15 protein-coding genes are annotated in these 23251 nt (G+C 69.1%); 10 read left to right on the forward strand and 5 right to left on the reverse strand.

Annotated features, from left to right (window positions below; translation table 11 throughout):
• The first annotated feature begins 65 nt into the window (after nt 1-65).
• The 9 genes from metK to BJ970_RS26455 all read left to right on the forward strand — a co-directional run bounded on the left by metK (nt 66) and on the right by BJ970_RS26455 (nt 13777).
• Entirely contained in the window at nt 66-1268 is a 1203-nt protein-coding gene (gene metK, locus BJ970_RS26415) for a methionine adenosyltransferase (RefSeq protein WP_184728703.1), read from the forward strand.
• 138 nt (nt 1269-1406) lie between these two features.
• Entirely contained in the window at nt 1407-2381 is a 975-nt protein-coding gene (locus tag BJ970_RS26420) for a carbohydrate kinase family protein (protein ID WP_184728704.1), read from the forward strand.
• Between the two features lie 19 nt (nt 2382-2400).
• Complete coding sequence (gene metH, locus BJ970_RS26425; protein WP_184728705.1) at nt 2401-5967, forward strand: methionine synthase; 3567 nt, start codon at nt 2401-2403, stop codon at nt 5965-5967.
• A gap of 47 nt (nt 5968-6014) precedes the next feature.
• Nucleotides 6015-7472 carry an adenosylhomocysteinase gene (gene ahcY, locus BJ970_RS26430; RefSeq protein WP_184728706.1) on the forward strand — a complete coding sequence of 486 codons (1458 nt, stop codon included), beginning with the start codon at nt 6015-6017 and terminating at the stop codon, nt 7470-7472.
• Between the two features lie 224 nt (nt 7473-7696).
• The gene (locus BJ970_RS26435) at nt 7697-8590 is read left to right on the forward strand and encodes a methylenetetrahydrofolate reductase (protein ID WP_184728707.1); all 894 of its coding nucleotides are present in this window, start codon (nt 7697-7699) and stop codon (nt 8588-8590) included.
• A gap of 486 nt (nt 8591-9076) precedes the next feature.
• Entirely contained in the window at nt 9077-9274 is a 198-nt protein-coding gene (locus BJ970_RS26440; protein WP_184728708.1) for a hypothetical protein, read from the forward strand.
• An 81-nt stretch (nt 9275-9355) separates the two neighbouring features.
• Entirely contained in the window at nt 9356-10678 is a 1323-nt protein-coding gene (locus tag BJ970_RS26445) for a wax ester/triacylglycerol synthase family O-acyltransferase (protein ID WP_184728709.1), read from the forward strand.
• Nucleotides 10679-10741: 63 nt separating this feature from the next.
• Nucleotides 10742-12199 carry a carboxylesterase/lipase family protein gene (locus BJ970_RS26450; RefSeq protein WP_312864416.1) on the forward strand — a complete coding sequence of 486 codons (1458 nt, stop codon included), beginning with the start codon at nt 10742-10744 and terminating at the stop codon, nt 12197-12199.
• Nucleotides 12200-12376: 177 nt separating this feature from the next.
• Entirely contained in the window at nt 12377-13777 is a 1401-nt protein-coding gene (locus BJ970_RS26455; protein WP_184728711.1) for an FAD-binding oxidoreductase, read from the forward strand.
• 95 nt (nt 13778-13872) lie between these two features.
• Here the strand turns inward: BJ970_RS26455 and BJ970_RS26460 are convergent, their stop codons facing one another.
• Together BJ970_RS26460 and BJ970_RS26465 are read right to left on the reverse strand one after the other, a co-directional pair.
• Nucleotides 13873-16056 carry a thiamine pyrophosphate-dependent enzyme gene (locus BJ970_RS26460; RefSeq protein ID WP_184728712.1) on the reverse strand — a complete coding sequence of 728 codons (2184 nt, stop codon included), beginning with the start codon at nt 16054-16056 and terminating at the stop codon, nt 13873-13875.
• 136 nt (nt 16057-16192) lie between these two features.
• Entirely contained in the window at nt 16193-17119 is a 927-nt protein-coding gene (locus tag BJ970_RS26465) for a LysR family transcriptional regulator (protein WP_184728713.1), read from the reverse strand.
• 107 nt (nt 17120-17226) lie between these two features.
• On the opposite strand from BJ970_RS26465, the gene BJ970_RS26470 reads away from it, so the two are divergent.
• The gene (locus BJ970_RS26470) at nt 17227-18558 is read left to right on the forward strand and encodes a transposase (protein WP_184722754.1); all 1332 of its coding nucleotides are present in this window, start codon (nt 17227-17229) and stop codon (nt 18556-18558) included.
• Between the two features lie 473 nt (nt 18559-19031).
• On the opposite strand, the gene BJ970_RS26475 is transcribed toward BJ970_RS26470, so the two are convergent.
• From BJ970_RS26475 to BJ970_RS26485, 3 genes are read right to left on the reverse strand one after another with little or no spacing between them, the layout of a single operon-like run.
• Nucleotides 19032-20189 (reverse strand): Glu/Leu/Phe/Val family dehydrogenase, encoded by a 1158-nt coding sequence (locus BJ970_RS26475; protein WP_184728714.1) that lies wholly within the window; start codon nt 20187-20189, stop codon nt 19032-19034.
• 57 nt (nt 20190-20246) lie between these two features.
• Nucleotides 20247-21392 (reverse strand): NAD(P)/FAD-dependent oxidoreductase, encoded by a 1146-nt coding sequence (locus BJ970_RS26480; RefSeq protein ID WP_184728715.1) that lies wholly within the window; start codon nt 21390-21392, stop codon nt 20247-20249.
• Entirely contained in the window at nt 21392-22975 is a 1584-nt protein-coding gene (locus BJ970_RS26485) for an aldehyde dehydrogenase family protein (RefSeq protein ID WP_221467321.1), read from the reverse strand. The genes BJ970_RS26480 and BJ970_RS26485 overlap by 1 nt, the downstream gene beginning before the upstream one ends.
• Nucleotides 22976-23251 lie beyond the last annotated feature (276 nt).

The following is a 23251-nucleotide window of genomic DNA, read 5'->3' on the forward strand; positions in this document are numbered from 1 at the left end:
GCCGGGGAACATCACTATCGTACGCAAGGATCAATGCTGCATCAGCTGTGAGGTGAGGAGCAGTCGTGAGTGAGATCAACCGCAGGTTGTTCACCAGTGAGTCGGTGACCGAGGGACACCCGGACAAGATCTGCGATGCGATCAGCGACGCCGTGCTGGACGCGTTGTTGGCCCAGGACCCGCGCTCGCGGGTGGCGGTGGAGACCTTGGTGACCACCGGGCAGGTGCACGTGGCGGGCGAGGTGACCACGGACGCCTACGCGGACATCCCGACCATCGTGCGGGAGAAGATCCTGGAGATCGGCTACGACTCCTCGGCGAAGGGCTTCGACGGTGCCTCCTGCGGTGTGAACGTCGCGATCGGCTCCCAGTCCCCGGACATCGCGCAGGGCGTGGACACCGCGCACGAATCCCGGGTCGAGGGCGTGCTCGACGAGATCGCCAAGCAGGGTGCCGGTGACCAGGGCCTGATGTTCGGCTACGCCTGCACCGACACCGACGAGCTGATGCCGCTGCCGATCGCGCTGGCGCACCGGCTGTCGCGGCGGCTGACCCGGGTCCGCAAGGACGGCGTGCTGCCGTACCTGCGGCCGGACGGCAAGACCCAGGTGACCATCGAGTACGCCGGCGACCAGCCGGTGCGGCTGGACACCGTGGTGCTGTCCACCCAGCACGCCGCCGACATCGACATCGACGGCATGCTGACCGGCGACATCAAGGAGAAGGTCATCGACCCGGAGATCGAGCGGGTCGGCCTGGAGTCCTCCGACAGCCGGCTGCTGGTGAACCCGACCGGCCGGTTCGTCGTCGGCGGCCCGATGGGCGACGCGGGCCTGACCGGCCGGAAGATCATCGTCGACACCTACGGCGGCATGGCCCGCCACGGCGGCGGTGCCTTCTCCGGCAAGGACCCGTCGAAGGTGGACCGTTCGGCCGCCTACGCGATGCGCTGGGTGGCCAAGAACGCGGTCGCCGCGGGCCTGGCGAGTCGCATCGAGGTGCAGGTCGCCTACGCGATCGGCAAGGCCGCCCCGGTGGGCCTGTTCGTGGAGACCTTCGGTACGGAAAACGTCGACCCGGTCAAGATCCAGGCCGCGATCAACGAGGTGTTCGACCTGCGTCCCGCCGCAATCGTGCGTGACCTGGACCTCTTGCGGCCGATCTATGCCCAGACGGCGGCGTACGGTCACTTCGGACGAAGCGACGTCGACCTGCCGTGGGAGCGCACCGATCGGGCGGCCGCACTGAAGAGCGCCGCCGGTATTTGACCTCGACCGATGGAAGCCGTCGCGGCAGATTGCGGGGCGTGGGGACCGCGTCCCGCACTCTCCTGTGCCGGCCCGGGGGTCCAGTTGAGCTACATGGTCGGCGGCGGCAGCCGCCGACCCTGGTGAAGGAGTATTGCCTTGCGGATTGCGGTGACCGGTTCGATCGCCACCGACCATCTGATGTCCTACCCCGGTAGGTTCGCCGAGCAGCTCGTCGCTGATCGTCTTGAGCAGGTGTCGTTGTCGTTCCTGGTCGACGAGCTGGAGGTGCGGCGCGGCGGGATCGCGGCCAACATCACCTTCGGTCTCGGCCAGCTTGGCGTCGGCTCGGCCCTGGTCGGCGCCGTCGGCCGCGACTTCGACGACTACCGCTCGTGGTTGGAGCGTCACGGGGTGGACACCGGCTCGGTGCACGTCTCGGAGACCAAGCACACCGCGCGGTTCCTGTGCACCACCGATACCGACCACAACCAGATCGCCTCGTTCTACGCGGGCGCGATGGCCGAGGCCCGCGAGATCGAGCTCAAGCCGGTCGCCGACCGGCTCGGCGGCCTGGACGTGGTGGTGATCTCGGCCAACGACCCGGACGCGATGCTGCGGCACACCCAGGAGTGCCGCGACCGCGGTTACCGGTTCCTCGCCGACCCCGGCCAGCAGCTGGCCCGGATGGACGGCGACGCGATCCGCCGGCTCGTGGACGGCGCCGAGTACCTGTTCACCAACGAGTACGAGCACGGGCTGCTGCTGCAGAGCACCGGCTGGACGCACGCCGAGGTGCTATCGCGGGTTGGCATCTGGGTGACATCGCTAGGCCCGAAGGGCGTCCAGGTGGACTCTAAGACGGAGCCGACCCTGGAGGTCGAGCCCCCGAAGGAGAAGCAGAAGGGCGATCCCACCGGCGTCGGCGACGCGTTGCGCGCCGGATTCCTGGCCGGTCTGACCCACGACCTCGGGCTGGAGCGCTCGTTGCAGTTGGGCTGCACGTTGGCGACAGTCTCGCTGGAGACCGACGGACCGCAGGAGTACGAGGTGGAACGCGACTCGTTCGTCGCCCGCATCGCCGAGGCATACGGTGACGCCGCCGCAGCCGAGGTCCAGCCGAAGCTTCGCTGAGGACAGGAGTAGTACGGGCATGGCAGACCGGCAGAACGATCCGAGCGGGTTCCTGGCCGCCATCGGCGAACGGGTCCTCGTCGCCGATGGCGGCATGGGCACCGCGTTGCAGGCGTTCGACCTCACGTTGGACGACTTCGCCAACCTAGAGGGCTGCAACGAGATCCTGAACGTGACGCGGCCCGACGTGGTGTCCTCGATCTACCGGGGGTATCTGGAGGCCGGCTCGGACGCGATCGAGACCAACACCTTCGGCGCGAACCTGGCCAACCTCGGCGAGTACGACATCCCGGAACGGATCCGGGAACTGGCCGAGACGGGCTCGGCGCTGGCCCGCGAGGCCGCCGACGAGTACTCGACGCCGGAGCGGCCGCGGTTCGTGCTGGGTTCGGTCGGGCCCGGCACGAAGCTGCCGACGCTGGGGCACGCGCCCTACGCCGTGCTGCGCGACGCCTACGTCGAGCAGGTGCTGGGCATGCTCGACGGCGGCATCGACGTGGTGCTGGTGGAGACCTCGCAGGACCTCCTGCAGACCAAGGCCGCGATCGTCGCCGCGAAGCGGGCGATGGCCCAGGCCGGCCGGAAGCTGCCGATCATCGCGCAGGTCACCGTGGAGACCACCGGAACGATGCTGGTCGGCTCGGAGATCGGTGCGGCGCTGACCGCACTGGAGCCGCTGGGCATCGACCTGATCGGGATGAACTGCGCGACCGGTCCCGCGGAGATGAGCGAGCATCTGCGGGTGCTGGCGCAGAACTCCCGGATCCCGATCTCGGTGATGCCCAACGCCGGTCTGCCCCAGCTCGGCCCCAATGGTGCGGTGTACCCGCTGCAGCCCGACGAGCTGGCCGAGGCGTTAGTCGGGTTCGTCAACTCCTACGGCGCCCGCCTGGTCGGCGGCTGCTGCGGTACCACCACCGAGCACGTGCGCGCGGTGGCCGAGGCGGTCGCGCCGTTGACGCCGCAGGCGCGCGAGCCCGAGCACATCCCGTCGATCTCGTCGATGTACCAGTCGGTGCCGTTCGAGCAGGACGCATCGATCCTCAACATCGGCGAGCGCACGAACACCAACGGTTCCAAGGCGTTCCGCGTGGCGATGCTGGACGGCCGTTACGACGATTGCGTGGAGATCGCGAAGGCGCAGACCCGCGAGGGCGCGCACATGCTGGACCTGTGCGTGGACTACGTGGGCCGCGATGGCACGGTCGACATGCGGGAACTGGCGTCCCGTCTAGCCACCGCCTCGACACTGCCGATCATGGTGGACTCCACGGAGCCGGACGTGATCGAGGCGGGTCTGGAGCACCTGGGCGGCCGGTGCGCGGTCAACTCGGTGAACTACGAGGACGGCAACGAGCCGGGATCGCGGTACGAACGCGTGATGAAGCTGGTCGTCGAGCACGGTGCCACCGTCGTGGTGACCTGCATCGACGAGGAAGGCCAGGCGCGCACCGCCGAGTGGAAGCTGCGGGTCGCCGAGCGGCTGATCGAGGACATGACCACCAACTGGGGGCTGGACAAGTCCGCGATCATCATCGACTGCCTGGTCTTCCCGATCACCACCGGTCAGGAAGAGGTCCGCAAGGACGCCATCGAGACGATCAACGCGATCCGGGAACTCAAGAAGCGCCATCCGGACGTTCAGACCACGCTCGGCCTGTCGAACGTGTCGTTCGGACTCAACCCGGCGGCGCGTCAGGTGCTGAACTCGGTGTTCCTCAACGAATGCCGGGAAGCGGGACTGGACACCGCGATCCTGAACGCTTCGAAGATCCTGCCGATGAGCAAGATCGAGGAGGAGCCGCGGCAGGTCGCGCTCGACCTGGTCTACGACCGGCGCAGCGAGGGCTACGACCCGCTGCAGAAGCTCATGCAGATCTTCGAGGGCCAGACCGCGAAGTCCAGCAGTGCTTCGCGGGCCGAGGAGTTGGCCAAGCTGCCGCTGTTCGAGCGGTTGGAACGGCGGATCGTCGACGGCGAGCGCAACGGCCTGGAAGTCGACCTGGACGCGGCGATGGGCGAGAAACCGCCGCTGCGGATCATCAACGAGAACCTGCTGGCCGGCATGAAGGTCGTGGGTGAGCTGTTCGGCTCCGGGCAGATGCAGCTGCCGTTCGTGCTCCAGTCCGCCGAGGTGATGAAGGCGGCGGTGGCCTACCTGGAACCGCACATGGAGAAGGACGACTCCGGCGGCAAGGGCAAGCTGCTGCTGGCCACGGTCAAGGGCGACGTGCACGACATCGGCAAGAACCTGGTCGACATCATCGTGTCCAACAACGGCTACGACGTGGTCAACATCGGCATCAAGCAGCCGATCAACGCCATCCTGGAGGCCGCCGAGGAGCACAAGGTCGACGCCATCGGCATGTCCGGGCTGCTGGTGAAGTCCACCGTGATCATGAAGGACAACCTGGAGGAGATGAACTCCAGGGGCATCGCCGAGAAATACCCGGTGCTGCTGGGCGGCGCGGCGCTCACCCGGTCCTATGTGGAGCATGACCTCGACGACATCTACCAGGGCGACGTGCGCTACGCCAAGGACGCCTTCGAGGGCCTGCACCTGATGGACCGGCTGATGTCGGTCAAGCGCGGCGACGCCCCCGAGGAAGACGCGGCGGAAGCGGCGAAGAAGGCCGAGCGCAAGGCGCGCCGCGAGCGGTCGCTGCGGATCGCCGAGAAGCGCAAAGCCGAGCAGGGCGAGGAACCCGGCTACGACGACACCACGCGATCGGATGTGGATGCCGACTCGCCGGTGCCGACGCCGCCGTTCTGGGGCTCGAAGGTGGTCAAGGGCGTCGCGGTCGCCGACTACCTCGCGCTGCTCGATGAGCGGGCCACGTTCTTCGGTCAGTGGGGGCTGCGCGGCGCGAAGAAGGGCGAGGGACCGTCCTACGAGGAACTCGTCGAGTCCGAGGGCCGGCCACGGCTGCGGCACTGGATCGACGAGCTGTCCACCGCGGGCATCCTGCAGCACGCGGCCGTGGTCTACGGCTACTTCCCGTGCGTGACCGAGGGCAACCATCTCTTGGTGCTGGACAAGGACGAGCCGGACGCTCCGGAACGGCACCGGTTCTTCTTCCCGCGGCAGAAGCGCGACCGGCGCCTGTGCCTGGCGGACTTCTTCCGCAGCCGGGAGAAGGCCGAGCAGACCGGCCAGGTGGACGTGCTGCCGATGCAGCTGGTCACCATGGGTCAGCCGATCGCCGACTACGCCAACGAGCTGTTCGCGAAGAACGCCTACCGGGATTACCTTGAGGTGCACGGCATGGGCGTGCAGCTGACCGAGGCGCTGGCGGAATACTGGCACCGCCGCGTCCGGCGGGAACTCCGCTGGGCCTCGGGCGGTTCGGTGGCCGAGGAGGACCCGGCCGACGTGCGGGAGTTCTTCAAGCTCGGCTACCGCGGCGCGCGGTATTCCTTCGGCTACGGCGCCTGCCCGGACATCGAGGACCGGGCCAAGATCGTCGACCTGCTGGCGGCCGAGCGCATCGGCGTGGTGCTCTCCGAAGAGTTCCAGCTGCACCCCGAGCAATCCACCGACGCGATCATCGCCCACCACCCCGAGGCGAAGTACTTCAACACCTGATTCACCCGTACGACACCCGTACCCGTGGGGAAACGAGAAAGGAAACCATGAGCGCGAAGCTGCAGCAGGTCAACGGCCTGGAGTTCGCCGTCAAGGACTTGGCGCTGGCCGAGGCCGGGCGGCACCAGATCCGATTGGCCGAGCACGAGATGCCCGGGCTGATGGCCACCCGCAAGGAGTACGCGGCCTCGCAGCCACTCAAGGGCGCGCGGATCGCCGGTTCGCTGCACATGACGGTGCAGACCGCGGTGCTCATCGAGACGCTGGTCGCGCTGGGCGCCGAGGTCCGCTGGGTGTCCTGCAACATCTTCTCCACTCAGGATGAGGCGGCCGCGGCCGTCGTCGTCGGCCCGAACGGCACGCCCGACAAGCCCGCGGGCGTCTCGGTGTTCGCCTGGAAGGGCGAGACGCTGGAGGAGTACTGGTGGTGCACCGACCAGCTGTTCCAGTTCGGTGACCAGGGCCCGAACATGATCCTCGACGACGGCGGCGACGCCACGCTGCTGGTGCACAAGGGCGTCGAGTTCGAGGCCGCCGGGGCGGTGCCGCAGCCGACCGCCGACGACCCCGACGAGTACAAGGTCATCCTGGAGACGCTGCGCAACAGCCTCGCCGCCGACGGCAAGCGGTTCACCAAGATCGCCGGCGAGATCAAGGGCGTCACCGAGGAGACCACCACCGGCGTGCACCGGCTCTACGAGCTGGCCAAGACCGGTGATCTGCTGTTCCCGGCGATCAACGTCAACGACTCGGTCACCAAGTCCAAGTTCGACAACAAGTACGGCTGCCGCCACTCGCTGGTCGACGGCATCAACCGCGCCACCGACGTGCTGATCGGCGGCAAGGTCGCGGTGGTCTGCGGCTACGGCGATGTCGGCAAGGGTTCGGCGGAGTCGCTGCGCGGCCAGGGCGCCCGGGTGATCGTCACCGAGATCGACCCGATCTGCGCGCTGCAGGCGGCGATGGACGGCTACCAGGTCGCCACCCTGGAAGACGTCGTGTCGACCGCGGACATCTTCGTCACCACGACCGGCAACTTCAACATCATCACCGCGGAGCACATGGCGCAGATGAAGCACCAGGCCATCGTCGGCAACATCGGCCACTTCGACAACGAGATCGACATGGCCGGGTTGGAGAAGGTCCCGGGCATCCGCAAGCAGGAGATCAAGCCGCAGGTCCACGAGTACGTCTTCGCCGACGGTCACTCGATCATCGTGCTGTCCGAGGGCCGGCTGCTGAACCTGGGCAACGCCACCGGGCACCCGAGCTTCGTGATGTCGAACTCGTTCACCAACCAGACGATCGCGCAGATCGAGCTGTTCACCAAGCCGGGCGAGTATGACAAGCAGGTCTACGTGCTGCCCAAGCACCTCGACGAGAAGGTCGCGCGGCTGCACCTGGATGCCCTGGGCGTCAAGCTCACCAAGCTCACCAAGGAGCAGGCGGCCTACATCGGCGTCGACGTCAACGGCCCGTACAAGCCGGACCACTACCGCTACTGATCGACCGAGGACGTCTGCGCACGCGACTTGTTCGGCGGTGCGGGCGGCGGAACCGCAGACCTCGCCTATTTGTCGGATCCCGTCTCGTGTGCAAGCGTTGTGCACCACATCGGGTCGGCCTCGCGAGGCGGCGTCTGGGAGTCCGCGGCGGTGTGGGTCGCGTGCCTGCGGTACGCGACCGGCACCGCTTGGAAACGACCTAGTTGGGGAGAAGGAGACCAGGGATGACTCGGGTCATTGACCGCTTGCGCCCCGGCCGCACGGTGTTCTCGGTGGAGTTCTTCCCACCGAAGTCCGACGAGGAGGAACGCCAGCTGTGGCGGGCCATCCGGGAGTTGGAGCCGCTGGATCCCGCCTACGTGTCCGTGACCTACGGCGCGGGCGGTTCGAGCCGGGACCGCACGGTGCGCACCACCGGCCGGATCGCCAGCGACACCACCCTGTTGCCGGTCGCGCACCTGACCGGGGTGAACCACTCGATCGCCGAGCTGCGGCATGTCATCGGCTCGTACGCGGCCGAGGGCATCAGCAATGTGCTGGCGATCCGCGGCGACCCGCCGGGCGACCCGATGGGCGAGTGGACCCCACACCCGGAGGGCATCACCTACGCCGACGAACTGGTCCGGTTGGTGCGCGAGTGCGGTGACTTCAGCGTGGGTGTCGCGGCGTTCCCGCACATGCACCCGCGTTCGGTGGACCTGGAGTCCGACACCGTGCACATGGTCAACAAGCTGCGGTCCGGGGCGGACTTCTCGGTGGCGCAGATGTTCCTCCAGCCGGAGTACTTCCTGCGGCTGCGGGACCGGCTGGCGCAGCGCGGCTGCCACCAGCCGATGCTGCCCGGAATCATGCCGATCACCACGCCGCGGGTGCTGGGCATGACGACGCAGCTGAGCAACATGACCATCCCGGACGAAGTGTCGGCGGTGCTGGACCCGCTGCGCGAGGACGCGGCCGGTTTCCGGGCGGCCGGGCTGGAGATCACCACCCGGCTGTGCGAGAAGCTGATCGCCGAAGGGGTGCCGGCGCTGCACTTCTACAGCCTCAACCGGGCCAAGGCCACCCGCGAGGTGGTGGCCAACCTCGGGCTCTCCGACGGCGTCCTGAAAGCCGCCTGACGCGTCGAGCCGAAACCCTGCCGCCCCCGGAGAACACCGCCGGGGGCGGCGGGGTTTTTCGTTGTCGTACAGCCCGGCGGGCACCTTGCCGATCTTGAAATTGGAGTGATTTCGGTCACGTGAACAGGCTTCGGCTTCGGGACGGGTCGGTGCGAGGGGTCATCGAAGCCGGTCGCCGGGACCGTTCCGGGCGGCTATCGCGCACGCTTGCGGGTGACCGGCACGGGCCGGATTGCCACCCACCGGAGCGATCAATGCTCGCGCCGATTCACCATTTCCGAGTACCGTCGGTTTCATCTTTCCTTTTTTCGCTAAAGTCGACGCCCGTTCGGTTGGCACAATTCAGTCCAGCGAGTCACACTCAGTCCAATTCGGACCTAAGTGCAACGGCGCACCGGGTCGAAAACGGCGCCGCCGAGTGCCGTGACGCAAGCGTTGTCGCGGCTCTGGCGCTGTCGGACGTTGCCCGTACAGACAGGAAGGACCATGTCAGTGCCGTTGCTACCAGGATTGCCGCCGCCAGCGCCGCACGTCGGAAGTGACCTCGGCGCCGAGATCGCACCGCCTGCCGAGAACGAACCCGCCGCGACGTCCGCCGGGCGATCATTCGACACGCTCGCGGATCAGATCGCCGCCCGGATCTGCCGGTCGCTAGGTGTTTCGGGGTCGGAAACCATTCCGTAACGCGGCTGACAAATTGGCTATTCCGGTCCCGAATCGATGATGTCCGAAACCTGTTTTCGAATTGCGCGGCGAGGTACGGCGATGGCGACGATGAGTGAGGTCAACGCGCTTGACTGGGCGTTTCTGTGCCTGGAACAGGAGACTGCACCGATGCATGTCGGTGCGGTCGCGGTGTTCCAGCCGACGGAACCGGTGCCCCGGGTGCGGCTGATGGAGCTGCTGGCCGAGCGGGCCCAGTGCATCGCGCGGCTACGGCTGCGGATCGACCAGTCGTGGCTCCCGGGCCAAGCCCGCTGGGCGGAAGCGCGCGACTTCGATGCGGCCGACCACGTGCACAGCCACCAGGTGCCGTCGCCGGGTGGCCGGGAGGAACTGGCCGAGCTGATCTCGGACCTGATCGCCTACCCCCTGGACCGGCGTCGTCCGCTGTGGGAGCTGCATCTGATCACCGGCCTGGACGGCGGCCGGTTCGCGGTGCTGGTGAAGTTCCACCACGCTTTGGTCGACGGCAGGGACGCCGTCGAGGTGGGTTTGGGGCTGCTCGACGGCTTCGTACCTGCGGCGCAGGCACCGCCTAGCCCGCGCGGCGGCGCGCTGGACTTGCTCCGGCGACCGCAGCAGCTGATCGACACGGTGCGCGGAACCCTGTCGAAATCCGGTGAATCGCTGAGCATCGCCTCGTCGGTGGTGCGCAACATGCGGGTGCCGCTCCCGGATTCCCCGCTGCGCGCTTCCTCGTCGGTGGCGCGGCGCCTGGCACTGATCCCGATCGACCTGGCCGACCTGCGGCGGATCCGCGCCCGGCACGGCGGCACCACTAACGACGTGGTCCTCGCGGTGCTCACCGGTGCGCTTCGCCGGTGGCTGGCAGACCGCGGACACCCGCTCGACGAATTGCCGGTGCGGGCGCTGATCCCGGTTAGCCGGCGGCGCGGCAACAACACGCGTGGGAACAACCAGCTTTCCGGCTACCTCTGCGACCTGCCGGTGGGGGAGTCGGACCCGGTTGCGCGGTTGCAGGCGATCCGGGCCGACATGGGCCGCAACAAGAGCGCGGGTCCGCTGCGCGGGCCCGGCGCGTTCCCGGTGCTGGCCGGGCGGATGCCGCAGATCGTGCACCAGGTGGCCACCCCGTTGGCCGGGCAGAGCGCGGCACTGCTGTTCGACACGGTGATCACCAACGTGCCGCTGCCGGACCTCCCGGCCACGTTGAACGGAGCGGCACTGACCGAGCTTTTCCCGGTGGCCCCGCTGGCGCCCGGGCATGCGTTGTCCCTCGCGGTGTCGCAGTACCGCGACACTGTGCACGTCGGCGTGCAAGCCAACCGCGCGGCGCTGCCGGACCTAGAGAAGTTCAGTGCGGCGTTGCCGCTGTCGGTGGCAGAACTCGACGACTGGTCGTAAGGCATGACCCGCGCCGATCGCCCTAGACCCGCGCAGCCCGGGTTCTGGTGGTTGTATGGAGGCGTGGATCTTGTAGTCCGGACCGAGTACGGCGCAGTCCGTGGCACCGCCGACGGTGAACTGAGCGTCTTCAAGGGGATTCCGTACGCGGCACCGCTGGACGGCGCGCGGCGGTTTCAGGCCCCATTGGCCCCGGAGCGTTGGGGTGGCGTGCGCGACGCCTCGGCGTTCAGCGCATCGGTGCCGCAGCTGGCGATGGTGCCGGGCCTCCCGGCGGTGTGGCATCCCGGCGACAGCACTGACTGCCTCAGCCTCAATGTGTGGACCCCGGACCGCGGCGGCGGCCTGCCGGTGATGGTCTGGCTGCACGGCGGCGCGTTCTTGGGCGGCACCAGTGACGCCCTGTCCTACGACGGCGCCGGATTGGCCCGCGCCGGCGTGGTCGTGGTGACGGTGAATTATCGGGTCGGCTACGAGGGTTTCGGTTGGGTCTCCGACGCCCCGGCCAACCGCGGCATCCTGGACCAGCTCGCCGCGCTGCACTGGGTGCACAACAACATCGCCGCCTTCGGCGGGGACCCGGACAACCTGACGATCTTCGGCGAATCCGCCGGCGGCACCTCGGTGGCCACGCTGCTCGGCGGCTCTGCCGGAACTGGGCTGTTCCGTCGCGCCATCGCGCAGAGCGTCGGCAGCCTGTTCTGCGACGAAGACGAAAGCCGCGAGCTCGGTGAGCTGATCATCGGCAGGCTGGGAGTGCGTGCCACCGCGGAGGCGCTCGGGGAGCTGCCGCCGGAGGCGGTGCACGGGGCGCAGATGCCCGCGATGATGGAGATGAACCAGAACCGCTCGGCTTGGACCAACGCCACGCCGTATGCGGTCGTCCTCGACGGCTTAGTGCTCAGCGAACTGCCGTGGGTTGCGCTGCGCGGCGGCGCGGGCCGCGGTGTCGACCTGATCAGCGGTTACCTGACCGACGAGGGCCGATTGTTCACGGTGGACCTGCCGGCCGAGGCACAGGATCCGGCGGAGTTGGCGCAAGGACTGCGGCTCGCACCGTCGATGGTCGACGAGTACCGCACCGGATTCCCCGGTATCGGCGATGCGGACCTGTACACCCTGATGGTCAGCGACCAGGTGTTCCGGATGCCGTCGCTGTGGTGCGCCGAGGGACACGCCGCCGGTGGTGGGCGCAGCTACCTGTACGAATTCGCCTGGCCGAGCCCGGCGCGCGGCGGCGCGCTTGGCGCGTGCCACGGGTTGGACGTGCCGTTCACCTTCGGCGTCGCCGAGAGCGAGCTGACCCAGCCGATGTTCGGTGGCGCGCCCCCGCCCGAATTCGAGGCCCTGTCGGGGGAGCTGCGCAAGGCCTGGGTTTCCTTTGCCGCCACGGGCGATCCGGGCTGGCCCCCCTACACCACCGCCGATCGCCGGGCCCGGGTGTGGAACGTCCCCTCGACGGTGGTCGCCGACCCGATCGCCACGTCGCGCAAGATCTGGCAGCGCCACTTCTCGGCGTGACACCTGGCTGTTTCTCGTCGTTCGAGCCGTCGCGGTAGGCAAGCCGTCTGGCGGTCGCTGAACGCCGTCATCGTGGCGAACGCACGGCGAGCAGTCGGTGGGTCACGGTCGCCGCGGGGCAACGGCGTGGTCCGCATTGGTTAATGTGGGAGGAGTTCGCAGCGGACGGAGGAGGACATGTCGGGCACGGCGGAGAAGGCACTTGCGGCGCTACGCGCGGGACTGCCGGAGCCGGTGCTGTTGACCGACCCCGATTCCGTTGCTCGCTTCGCGCACGACGATGCCGAATGGGCCCCGTACGGCAAGCCGCTGGCGGTGGCGCGCACGACCAGCACCGATGATGTGGTCGCCGTGGTGCGGATCTGCGCCGAGCTGGGAATTCCGGTGGTGCCGCGAGGTGCCGGGACCGGTCTGTCGGGCGGTGCGAACGCGATCGACGGTTGCGTGCTCATCTCCTTGCAGGGGATGGACGAGATCCTGGAGGTCAATCCGCGGGAGCAACTGGCGGTGGTGCAGCCGGGCGTGGTCAACGACGATCTGCGGGCGGCCTGCCGCGAGCACGGGGCCTGGTATCCACCGGACCCGGCCAGCTCGCCGTGGTCGACCATCGGCGGCAACGTCGCCACCAACGCCGGTGGCGTGTGCTGCGTGAAGTACGGCGTGACCCGCGACTACGTTCTGGGCCTGGAGGCTGTCGTCGGCAACGGCGACGTGGTGCGGTTGGGGCGCCGCACCGCCAAAGGCGTTGCCGGTTACGACCTGTGCGGGCTGTTCGTGGGCTCCGAAGGCACGCTCGGGGTGATCACCGAGATCACCGTGAAGCTGCTGCCCGGCCTGCGCGCCCCGGAGCGCACCGTGGTCGGTTACTTCGATTCCCTTGTGGAGGCAGGAGAAGCGGTGGCTGCCGTCGCGGCGGCCGGGGTGGTTCCCTCGGCGCTGGAACTGCTCGACCGGCACTGCCTGAAGGCGGTCGACGAGTGGAAGAACATGGGCCTGAGCGCGGAGGCGAACGTGTTGCTGCTCGGCCGTTCGGACGCGCCTGGCGCAGCGGGGGAACAGGAAGTCGACGCGCTGCTGCGCTGCTTCGACGCGGCGGGTGCGACCTGGAGCGCCCGATCCACCGACGAGCACGAGGCGGACGCGCTGTTCGCCGCGCGCCGACTGGCGTACCCGGCGCTGGAACGGCTCGGCCCGGTGCTCACCGAGGACGTGTGCGTGCCGCGCGCGAAGGTGCCGGAGATGCTGGGCCGCATCGAGGCGGCGGCGCGGCGCCACGACACCCGGATAGCCAACATCGCGCACGCCGGAGACGGCAACCTGCACCCCCTGATCATCACGCCGCCCGGCGACGAGGAAGCCCGGCTGCGCGCGCAACGGGCCTTCGACGACATCGTCGCGGACGCCATTTCCTTGGGCGGCACCGTGACCGGGGAGCACGGCGTGGGCCTGCTCAAGCGCAAGGGCTTGCACGCCGAGCTCAGCCCGGCGGTGATCGGCATGCACCAAGCGGTCAAAAGCGCCGTCGATCCCGCCGGGATCTTCAACCCCGGCAAGGTCTTCGGCGATCCGGACCGCTGAGCGTCACGCGAATTCCCCGGCGTCCCTTGGGGAAGCTGGGCACACCCAAACGATCAGTTGCTGGCGTACCGAATGAGGTCGAGTGTGCTCGCGGGTCACTTCTTCGCGAGTTCCAGGGCCGCCGTTTCGACGGTGTCTTCGTCGAGGAGAACGTGGTAGGCCGCCGCGCCGAGCGGGATGAAACTGTCCTCGCTGGTGGCTCTGGCGATCGGGCCGTCGAACCCACCGTCGACGAGCGCCGTCACCACCGGTTCGGAAACGCCTCCGCTGCGCCGGGTTTCGTCCACCACCAGGACCCGGCCGGTCGCACCTGCCGCGGCGAGCAGGTCCTCGATCGGCAGCGGCGCCAGCCACCGCAGGTCGAGCACGCGGACCCCGATACCGCGCTCCCGCAGCCGGTTCGCGACTCGCAGGCTCATCGGCACACCGTTGCCGAAGCTGACCAGGGTGAGGTCGTCGCCGTCGCCATACCCACGGGCGCGCCCGATCGGCACGTGGTGTTCGCCGGGCGCGGGATACCGCGCCAGCCACCCGCCATCGCCGGGTTCATGCAGGTCGCGTCTGTGGTAGAGCGCGATCGGCTCCAGGAACACGCTCATCCGGCCGTCCTCGTGCGCGGCCGCCACGCAGGTGCGCAACATCGCGGCGGCATCGTCCGGCCGGGACGGCGATGCGATCACCACGCCAGGCAGGTCGCGCAGGGCGGCGACGCTGTTGTCGTTGTGGAAGTGACCGCCGAAGCCCTTCTGGTATCCATAACCGGCGATGCGCAGGACCATCGGGTTCCGGTACTGGCCGTTGGAGAAGAAGCTCAGCGTGCTGCCCTCACCGCGCAGTTGGTCGGCCGCGTTGTGGACGTAGGCGAGGTACTGGATCTCGGGGATCGGCAGCAGGCCGGCCAACCCGGCGCCGAGCGCGGTGCCCAAGATGCTCTGCTCGTCCAGCAGCGTGTCGAACACCTTGCTGCCGCCGAACTTCTTGCGCAGCCCGCGCGTCACGCCGTACACCCCACCCTTGCGGGAGACATCTTCGCCGAAGACCACGACGCGCGGGTCGCGGGCCAGTTCGTCGGCCAGCGACCGGTTGATCGCCTGCGCCAGGGTCAGCGGCCCCTCGGATTCCGGGAGCCGGTCGCCGAAGGATTCCTGGCGTCGCGGGGGAACCTCGCCCGCCCGGCGTGCGACGGCGTCCGGTCGGTCCTGGCAGATCGTGGCCATCACCTCGGCGGCGCTGCGCAGCTTTCGCCGGCCAAGCGCCTCATCGGCGATTCGCGCGACCTCGGCACGCTTGTCCTCGTAGCGCGAGAGCACCTGGTCGGGCCGCAGAATCCCGTTGTCGACGAGCGCCTTTGCCGTGGCCAGCAGCGGATCGCGTCGGTAATCCCCGGTTATCTCGGTTCGGGACCGGTAACCGGACTCCACGTCCGACCCGGCGTGCCCCATCAACCGCACCGTCCTCAGGTGCAGGAAAGCCGGAGCGCGGTTCTCCCGAACCCAGTCCGCGGCCTCCTTGGCCACCGCCAGGCAACGCAGCGGATCCGCGCCGTCGACGGTGAAGTACCGCAAGCCGTTGCGGTCACCATAGGTGGACTCGATCCAGCCCTGCGGCGTGCGCACGCTGATGCCGATGCCGTTGTCCTCGCACACCAGCAGCAACGGCATCGGCAAGCCCTGGAAAGCGCAGTGCAATGCCGAGTTGATCGCGCCGGTCGCGGTGGAGTGGTTGGCCGAGGCGTCGCCGAAACTGCACACCACCACGGAGTCCGCGGGCCAGGTCGCCGGCACCCCGAGCTTGGCCGCCCGGCCCAGCGAGAACGCCAATCCGACCGCGCGTGGCAGGTGCGAGGCGATGGTCGAGGTCTGCGGGATGACGGACAGTTCGGCATTACCGAAAACCTTGTGCCGCCCGGCGGAAATCGGCTCGTCGGCCGAGGCGACGATGCCCAGCAGCACGTCGCGCAGCGGGTGCTGGCCCGGCACCTGCAACCCGCGGCGCACGTAGAAACCGCCGGAGCGGTAGTGCAGCAACGCCGGATCCGTCGGCCGCAGCGCGGCGGCGACCGCGGCGTTGGACTCGTGCCCGGACGAACCGATGCTGTAGAAGCCCTTCCCCTGCGAACCCAGCAGCCGCGCCCGCAAGTCCAGGTGCCTGCTACCGGCCTGGGCGTCGAACAATGCCAGCAACTCCTCGGCCAGCCCGGACGTCGCGGGTGGTCGAGGTGGCAACGCGGCGACCGCGTTCCGGAAGTGCTCGTCGACCGGCTCGGTCTTGTCGCTCATCGTTCCTCCGTGTTCTGCGCAACGCCGCTCGTCGGCGACGGCCCCGGTTCTCGCCGCAACGATCACTCACGACCACATGGCGCCTCGGCGTGGTGCGGGACGCCGATACCCGGTCGGCCTTCCTGGACATCCCCGCTCATGACGCCTCCGGTTCCCCGTGCCAGTCGTTGGCCACCTGGGCGCAGGACTTGGCCAGGCATTCCAGCGCGATCGGCAGCAGCGGGTTGGTGTTCTGCTTGCGGTACAGCGCCTTGACCCGGCGGTGCGGCTGCCAGCCGGCGATCCGGGAAATCCGCACGCGATCGTCCGGGATCGCTAGCCCCGGCAGCACCGCCACCCCGAGATCGCGGGCCACCAGGTCCCGGATCACGGCATAGTCGTTGCTGCGGAAGGTGATTTTCGGTACGAAGCCGACCGCGGCGGCCAGTCGCACCAGCGCCCGCGCGCCCGAGGTGTCCTGCCGGGTGCAGATCCAGGCGTCCCCGGCGAGCTCGCGCAGGTCCACCTCGGGGGCTCCGGCGAGCCGGTGCGTCTCGGGCAGCGCGAGCCGCAGCGGTTCGGCCATCAGTTCCTCCACGCACAGCTCGATCGGCCACTGCCGGGGGTCCAGGTCGTACTCGAACACCACGGCGGCGTCCAGGACGCCGTCGAGCACACCGTCGAGCACCTCGTCCGGTTCGCCCTCGTCGAGTTGGACCTCGGCGCTGGGCCGTTGGGCGATCACGGCGGCGAGCACGTCCGGCAGCACCCGGGCGTTGGCGGTCGCGAAACTGGCCAGCCGCAGGCTGCCTTCCTCGCCGGCGACCATCGACCGGACCTCGCGCTCCAGCGCGTCGAGCGCGCCGAGCGCGTCGCGGCTGCGGTCGGCGAGCCGGATCGCCAGCGCGGTGCTGCGAGCACTGCGCGCGGAGCGCTCGAACAGCGTCGCGCCGATCGCGCGTTCCAGCAGCACCATCTGCTGGGACACGGCGGATGCGGTGTAGCCGAGCACCCGCCCGGCCTCGGCGAACGAGCCGGTACGGACGCATTCCTGCAGCGTCCTCAAGTGGATCGGGTTGAACACGCCTGACCCCTAGTAAGTACGGGTAGTGGTTGATCCGGAGTTCATTGCGCAGGTCTCCTTCTTGTGAGTGTTCGGGTTCTGGATCAGTTGCTATCGAGGAGGATGCTGTGTCTCATGTCAGGGCGCTTACGCGCGGTGATCGTCGTCGGAACGAGCGGCTGACCCGGTTGCGATCGATCGTGCGCCGCGAGTTCGCGGTGGTCGCGGTCGATCTGGCCTTGGCCAAGCAGGCGGCGGTGGTCGCCGATCACGATTCGCGGGTGCTGGGCCGACGCATGTTCAGCGGGGATGCGTGGGTGATCGATGACATCCTGGACTGGGCCGGGCCGGTCGCCGCCAAGGCGGGGTTCGCCGGTGTGGTGCTGGGGTGCGAGCCGACCGGGCATCGCTGGAAGCCGCTGCTGGACCGGGCCCGCGCTCGCGGAGTTGAGCTGGTGTGTGTGAACCCGATGCTGGTGCACCGTGGCCGGGAGGAAGAGGACTTCACCCGCGACCGGTCGGACTTCAAAGACGCCACGATCATCGCCAAACGCGTCGCGGAACTGCGCTGTTACGTGCCCTATGTGCTGGAGGGGCACTGGTGTCGCCTGCGGCATCTGGGGGCTCGCCGTGCCGATCAGCTTGTTGCCGCGGGGTCGGCCCGGCAGCGTTTGCGTGATCTGCTGGAGTGTGCCTGGCCTGCGGTGCTGTCCACCGCGAGCAAGCCTTTGGACACGCTGACCTGGCGGGTGGCCATGGCGGTGTCCACCGACCCGGCCCGGATCATGGCGATGGGCTTTGATGCCTTTGCCGCGGCAGTGCGTGACGAACTTCCCCGCTGGGGTGGCAGCCGCCGCAATCTGCGCATTCTGCGCGCGATCTTCGACGCCGCTCGCACACCTGGCGGGGTTGCTACCGAGCAAGCCGCGGCCTGCGAACGAGCGGCCTACGCACTCGACGACTGGCACCATGCCCTGGGGCAGCTCGCCGACGTTGAGGCCCGCATGATCGAGGTCCTCGACACCCTGGAACTGTCCACGTTGGTCACCACCATCACGGGGTTGTCGGTCGTCGGGGCCGCCGCCATCCTCGCCGAGACCGGCGACCCAGCGCGCTTCGACTGTGCCCGAACCTGGGTCAAGCATGCGGGGTTGTGCCCACGTGCCAACGAATCCGGGAACTTTCACGGCATCACCACGGTCTCCCGCCGCGGCCGCCCCGGACTGCGCACCGCCGCTTGGCGGGCCATCTGGGGCGCACTGACCCACAACCCGGTCTACACCGCCCGCTATACGCACCTGACCACCCGTGAAACCAACCCGCTGCGCCCGGGACAAGCCCGCACGGCCCTCGCAGCGGCACTGCTGCGACAGCTGTTCGTGGTCGTCACCCGCCGGGTGGCCTGGGATCCGGCGGTTGCCGCCGGCACTACGAAGGAGGTGGCGCCGCAGGCCGCATAGCGCGACACTGGCCATGGGCGGGGCGAACCCGACTCCTCCTTGGGCAGAACCCGGAACTGAGCAGGGGCGCCCCGCCCACCCTCCACCCAAGCTCGGATGAGGGCTGTTGGGACAAACCCGGTTGTTCGCTAGGTCGAGCACGGAGAGTGGGCGCAGGCACCCGCCACCCCGGCCAGTCACGCCACCCACCACATCACCACCCACCATGATCAACCCCGCACACCCGCGGGGACACTGCCGCACGCCCAAAACCGGAAACATCACCAATTGACTTCGCCCTCATAGGCTGCTCAGTTCCTGTCTTCGCAGCGGCACAGCCGCTCGGCCGATGTCCTCGGACGGCACCGCCGCGGGTCCTCAGGCGTCGTCCCTGGATGACAGCCCCACTGTGCATCGGGCACGCCTGATCCGGGAACCCCGGACCGGGATCGCGCCCGGGGTTCCGCCACGCCAGTCGAGTTCACGGACAGCCCTCATGCGGTGGCGGGCTCGGGCACCCGGCCCCGCAGCTCCATCGCAGTTCGCACGCGCTGCTTGGCCAGGCCCAGCGCGGCATGGTGCGGCAGCACCCCTTCGGCCCGCGCCGTGTCCAGCACCAGCACGGTGTTGGCGCGGGTCCGCTCGGCCACGGTCCGCAGGATCGCCGCCGGTTCCGGCCGGAACGCGGAATGCCGAGCGTCCATCGCGAAACCGGCCGCGATGGCGCCGCCGGCGTTGGCGATGAAGTCCGGCACCACGGTGACCTCGCGGGCCGCCAGCACTTCGCGGGCCTTGGGCGTGGTGGGCAGGTTCGCGCCCTCCACCACCAACCCGGCCCGGATCCGGGCCGCGACGGCTTCGTCGATGACGTCCTGCCCGGCGGCCGGGATCAGCACGTCGCAGTCCACCACGAGCTCCTCGCCGCGCGGTATCCGTTGATCGGCCGACGCCTTGGCCACACACGCGTCGCCGAACTCGGCGCGGGCATCCAGCCACCGGGGCACGTCGAGCCCGGCCGGATCGTGCACCGATCCGTCTATTGTGGACAACGCGACGAGCTGGGCGCCGAGCTCATGCAGCCGCTTCGCCGCAGCCGCCCCGACGGCGCCGAAGCCCTGCACCGCGACCCGCGCCCCGGCAACGCCGCGGCCCTGCCGCGCCAGCGCCGCGTCCACTGCCTCGGCGACGCCATGACCGGTCACGCCCAGCTGGTCGTAGGGCACCCCGCCCAGCGACTCCGGCACGCCGACCGCCGCGCCACGATCGCCGAGCTCGTCCTGGATGATCGCCGCGTCGTGCTCGGTCATCCCCATGTCCAGCCCGGCGACGTAGCTGGCCGGGATCTGGTCGGCCAGCCGCCGCGCGAAGGCCCGCACGATCCGCTCCTTGTTCGGCGAGTCCGGATCGGCGAAGATGCCCGCCTTCGCGCCGCCGTGAAAGAGGTCGACCGCGGCCCACTTCCAGGTCATCACGCGGGCCAGCCGGGCGATCTCGCCGACGGTGACGGTCGGGCTCATCCGGGTGCCGCCTTTGCCGGTGCCGCGGGCGGTGTTGTCGATGACCAGCACGCCGCGCATGCCGGTGCGTGCGTCCGAGACGCACACGACCTTCTCCGGGCCCCACTCGTCGATCTCCTGCAACAGATCACGCACGGTTCGCGCTCCTTCTTCAGCTGCGCCGCGCGCAGCCCGGTCGGGGGAGAGGAGGGTTCAGACACAGTTGTGCTCGGGACGGATCTCGGCCCCGGCGAAGCGGCGGACGTCGAGTCCGGTGACGTCGACCACCGGCGGCCGGCCGAGCACGAGGTCGCGCATCACCTCGCCGATGGCCGGTCCCTGCAGGAAACCGTGGCCGGAAAACCCGGTGGCGTAGAGGAACCGGCCCGGTCCTTCGGCCTCGCCCACCAGGGCGTTGTGATCCGGCGTGATCTCGTAGAGCCCGGCCCAGCAGTGCGCCACGCCGATGTCGGCCAGCCGCGGCGCGCGCTGCCCCACCGCGTCGGTGAGCCGACCGAGCCAGCGGTCGTCGGTGCTCAGCCGGAAGCCGTACTCCTCGTCGGGATCGGACATGCCGATGAGCAGGCCGGGGCCGTCGTCGTGGAAGTAGAAGCTGGTTTCGAAGTCGATGGTGAAGGGCAGTCTTGGCGGCAGATCCGGCACGGGCTCGGTGACCAGGATCTGCCGGCGTAACGGCAGGACCGGCAGCTCGACCTCGGCGTACGCACCGACCGTCGCCGACCAGGCACCCGCGGCGCAGACCACAGTGGACGTCTCGACGGTGCCGAAGTCGGTGTGCACCGCGCTGATCTGTCCGCTGGTGACCTCGATCCCGGTGACCGGGCAGTGCCGTCGCAGCAGGGCGCCGTGCCGGCGGGCCGCCTGCGCATAACCCTGCACCACGGCTTCGGGCGTGCAGTGTCCGTCGGTGGGGGAGAAGGCCGCGGCCAGTAGCCCGTTGGGCACGACGTAGGGCGAGAGTTCGCATGCCTCGGCGACGGTCAGCATCCTGCTCGGCACGCCGAGCTCGTTCTGCACCCGCACGCTGTTCTCGAACGTCGCGACGTCTTCGGGGGAGGCCAGCAGGAACAGGTACCCGACCTGTTTGAGGTCGATTTCGCCGCCGGGCCGCTGCGCGAAGTTCTCGAACGCGCGCAAGCTGCGCTGCCCGAGCTCGATGTTGACCGGTTCGGAGAACTGCGCCCGCACCCCGCCCGCGGCCTTGCTGGTGCTGCCTTCGCCCAGCTCGTCGCGCTCCAGCAGGAGCACATTCACCCCGGCCTCGGCGAGGTGGAAGGCGGTGCTGACGCCCACCACCCCGCCGCCGATCACCACGACCTCGGCCCGGCCCGGCAGCATCACCGGGCACCGCCGAGCTCGGGCGGTAGCCGGAAGTCCAGCTCCGGCTCGACGGTGTCGACGTCCATCTGGGCCTTCTGCAGCTTGCCGGAGAAGTCCCAGTTCAACGACTGCCAGCGGGTGAACTGGTCGAGCACCCAGATGCCGGACTGGCGGCTGCCGTTGCCGGACTTGCCGTTGCCGCCGAAGGGGAGGTGCGCCTCCGCGCCGGAGGTCGAATTGTTCACGCTGACCATGCCCGCGCCGATGCCCTCCCGGAACCGGAATGCGGTGGCCGGGTCCGTGGTGTAGATCGCAGCGGACAGCCCGTACCCCGGCGCGTTGCCCAGTTCGATGGCCTCGTCCAAGGTGTCGTAGGTGGTGACCCCGACGATGGGGCCGAAGGTCTCGTTGCGGAACACGTGGTCGTCCGGGCGCAGCCCGTCCAGCAGCACCGGGTGGTAGTACAGGCCGGTCGAGGCATCGCCCCGGAAACCCTTGCGCGGTTTGGACTCGCCGATCCGCCCGACCGATTCCGAGCCCAGCACGGTGTGGTGGTCGGCGATGGTGCCCAGGATCGTCTCGAAGTTGTCGGCGAACTTCTGGTCCAGCATTGGGCCGTAGAGCACATCACCGGTCGGGTCACCGATCGCGGCTGCCCGCAGCGCCGCGTCGAGCCGCCGGATGAACTCGTCGTGCACGTCGCGGTGCACGATCAGGTTGCCCAGCGAGGTGCAGCGCTGCCCGGCGGTGCCCCACCCGGAGAACAGCGCGCCCTCCACCGCCAGGTCCAGTTCCGCATCCGGCGCGACGATCATCGGGTTCTTGCCGCCCAGCTCCAGGCACGGGCTCTGCAGGTACCGGCCGCACAGCTCGCCGACCCGCGCGCCGACCGCGCTGGAACCGGTGAAGCCGACCTTGTTCACGGTGCCCGCCGCCAGCGCGGACTCCAGCCCCTTGAAGGTGGCCTCGCCATCGGTGTAGACGAGGTTGAGCACGCCCTTGGGCACCCCGGCGCGCCAGGCCAGCTCGGCCAGCGCCCGCGCCGCACCCGCGGCGTACTCGGCGGGCTTCCACACCACGGCGTTGCCACACAGCAGCGCGGGCACCATGTACCAGGAAGGCACCGCCACCGGGAAGTTGCCCGCGGTGATCACGACCGCCACGCCCACCGGCACGCGGAAGGTGAACAGCTGCTTGTCCGGCATCTCCGAGGGGACCGTCTGCCCGTAGAGCCTGCGGCCCTCGCCGAGGAAGAAGTCGCAGGTGTCGATGATCTCCTGCACCTCACCGAGCGCCTCGGCGTAGGGCTTGCCGATTTCGCGGGTGACCAGCCGCGCCAGCGACTCCTTGTTCGCCTCGACCAGCCGGCCGAGCCCGGCCACCACCCGTCCGCGCACCGGCGCGGGCACCTGGGCCCATTCCCGCTGGGCCCGCTGCGCCTGCTCGGTCGCGGCCGGCAGCGTCTCGGGTCCGCCGAGGGAGACCTTGGCGACCACGTCCTCCAGGTTCGCCGGGTTGCGCGAGAGGTACTCGCCTCCGCCGTCGACCCGGGCGGGGGCGTCCGGACCGATCACGGAGTTCAACGTCGACTGCACCGACATGCACCTCTTCCAGCTCGTTGGTGTACTCGTGCGCAGGTGTGCCGCGGCCACCTCCGCCGCCGGGATCACCGTAAATCGTCGAAGCCACGTTCGCGGAGAATCAGAAGAGTGATTTCTGTTCCTCCTGAGCGACAGTAACGCTGATGCTCGTGATCGATCTCCGGGCGCGATGAAGTCCATTCCTGCCAACACTGCGGCCGGTGTGGCCGCACTGGCTGATGTGGCAGGGTGCAAGCGCATGAGAGTGTGGAGCGACGCCGAGGTCGCCGCGGCACT

Origin of the sequence: Saccharopolyspora phatthalungensis (assembly GCF_014203395.1) — a bacterium.
GTDB classification, from domain to species: domain Bacteria; phylum Actinomycetota; class Actinomycetes; order Mycobacteriales; family Pseudonocardiaceae; genus Saccharopolyspora; species Saccharopolyspora phatthalungensis.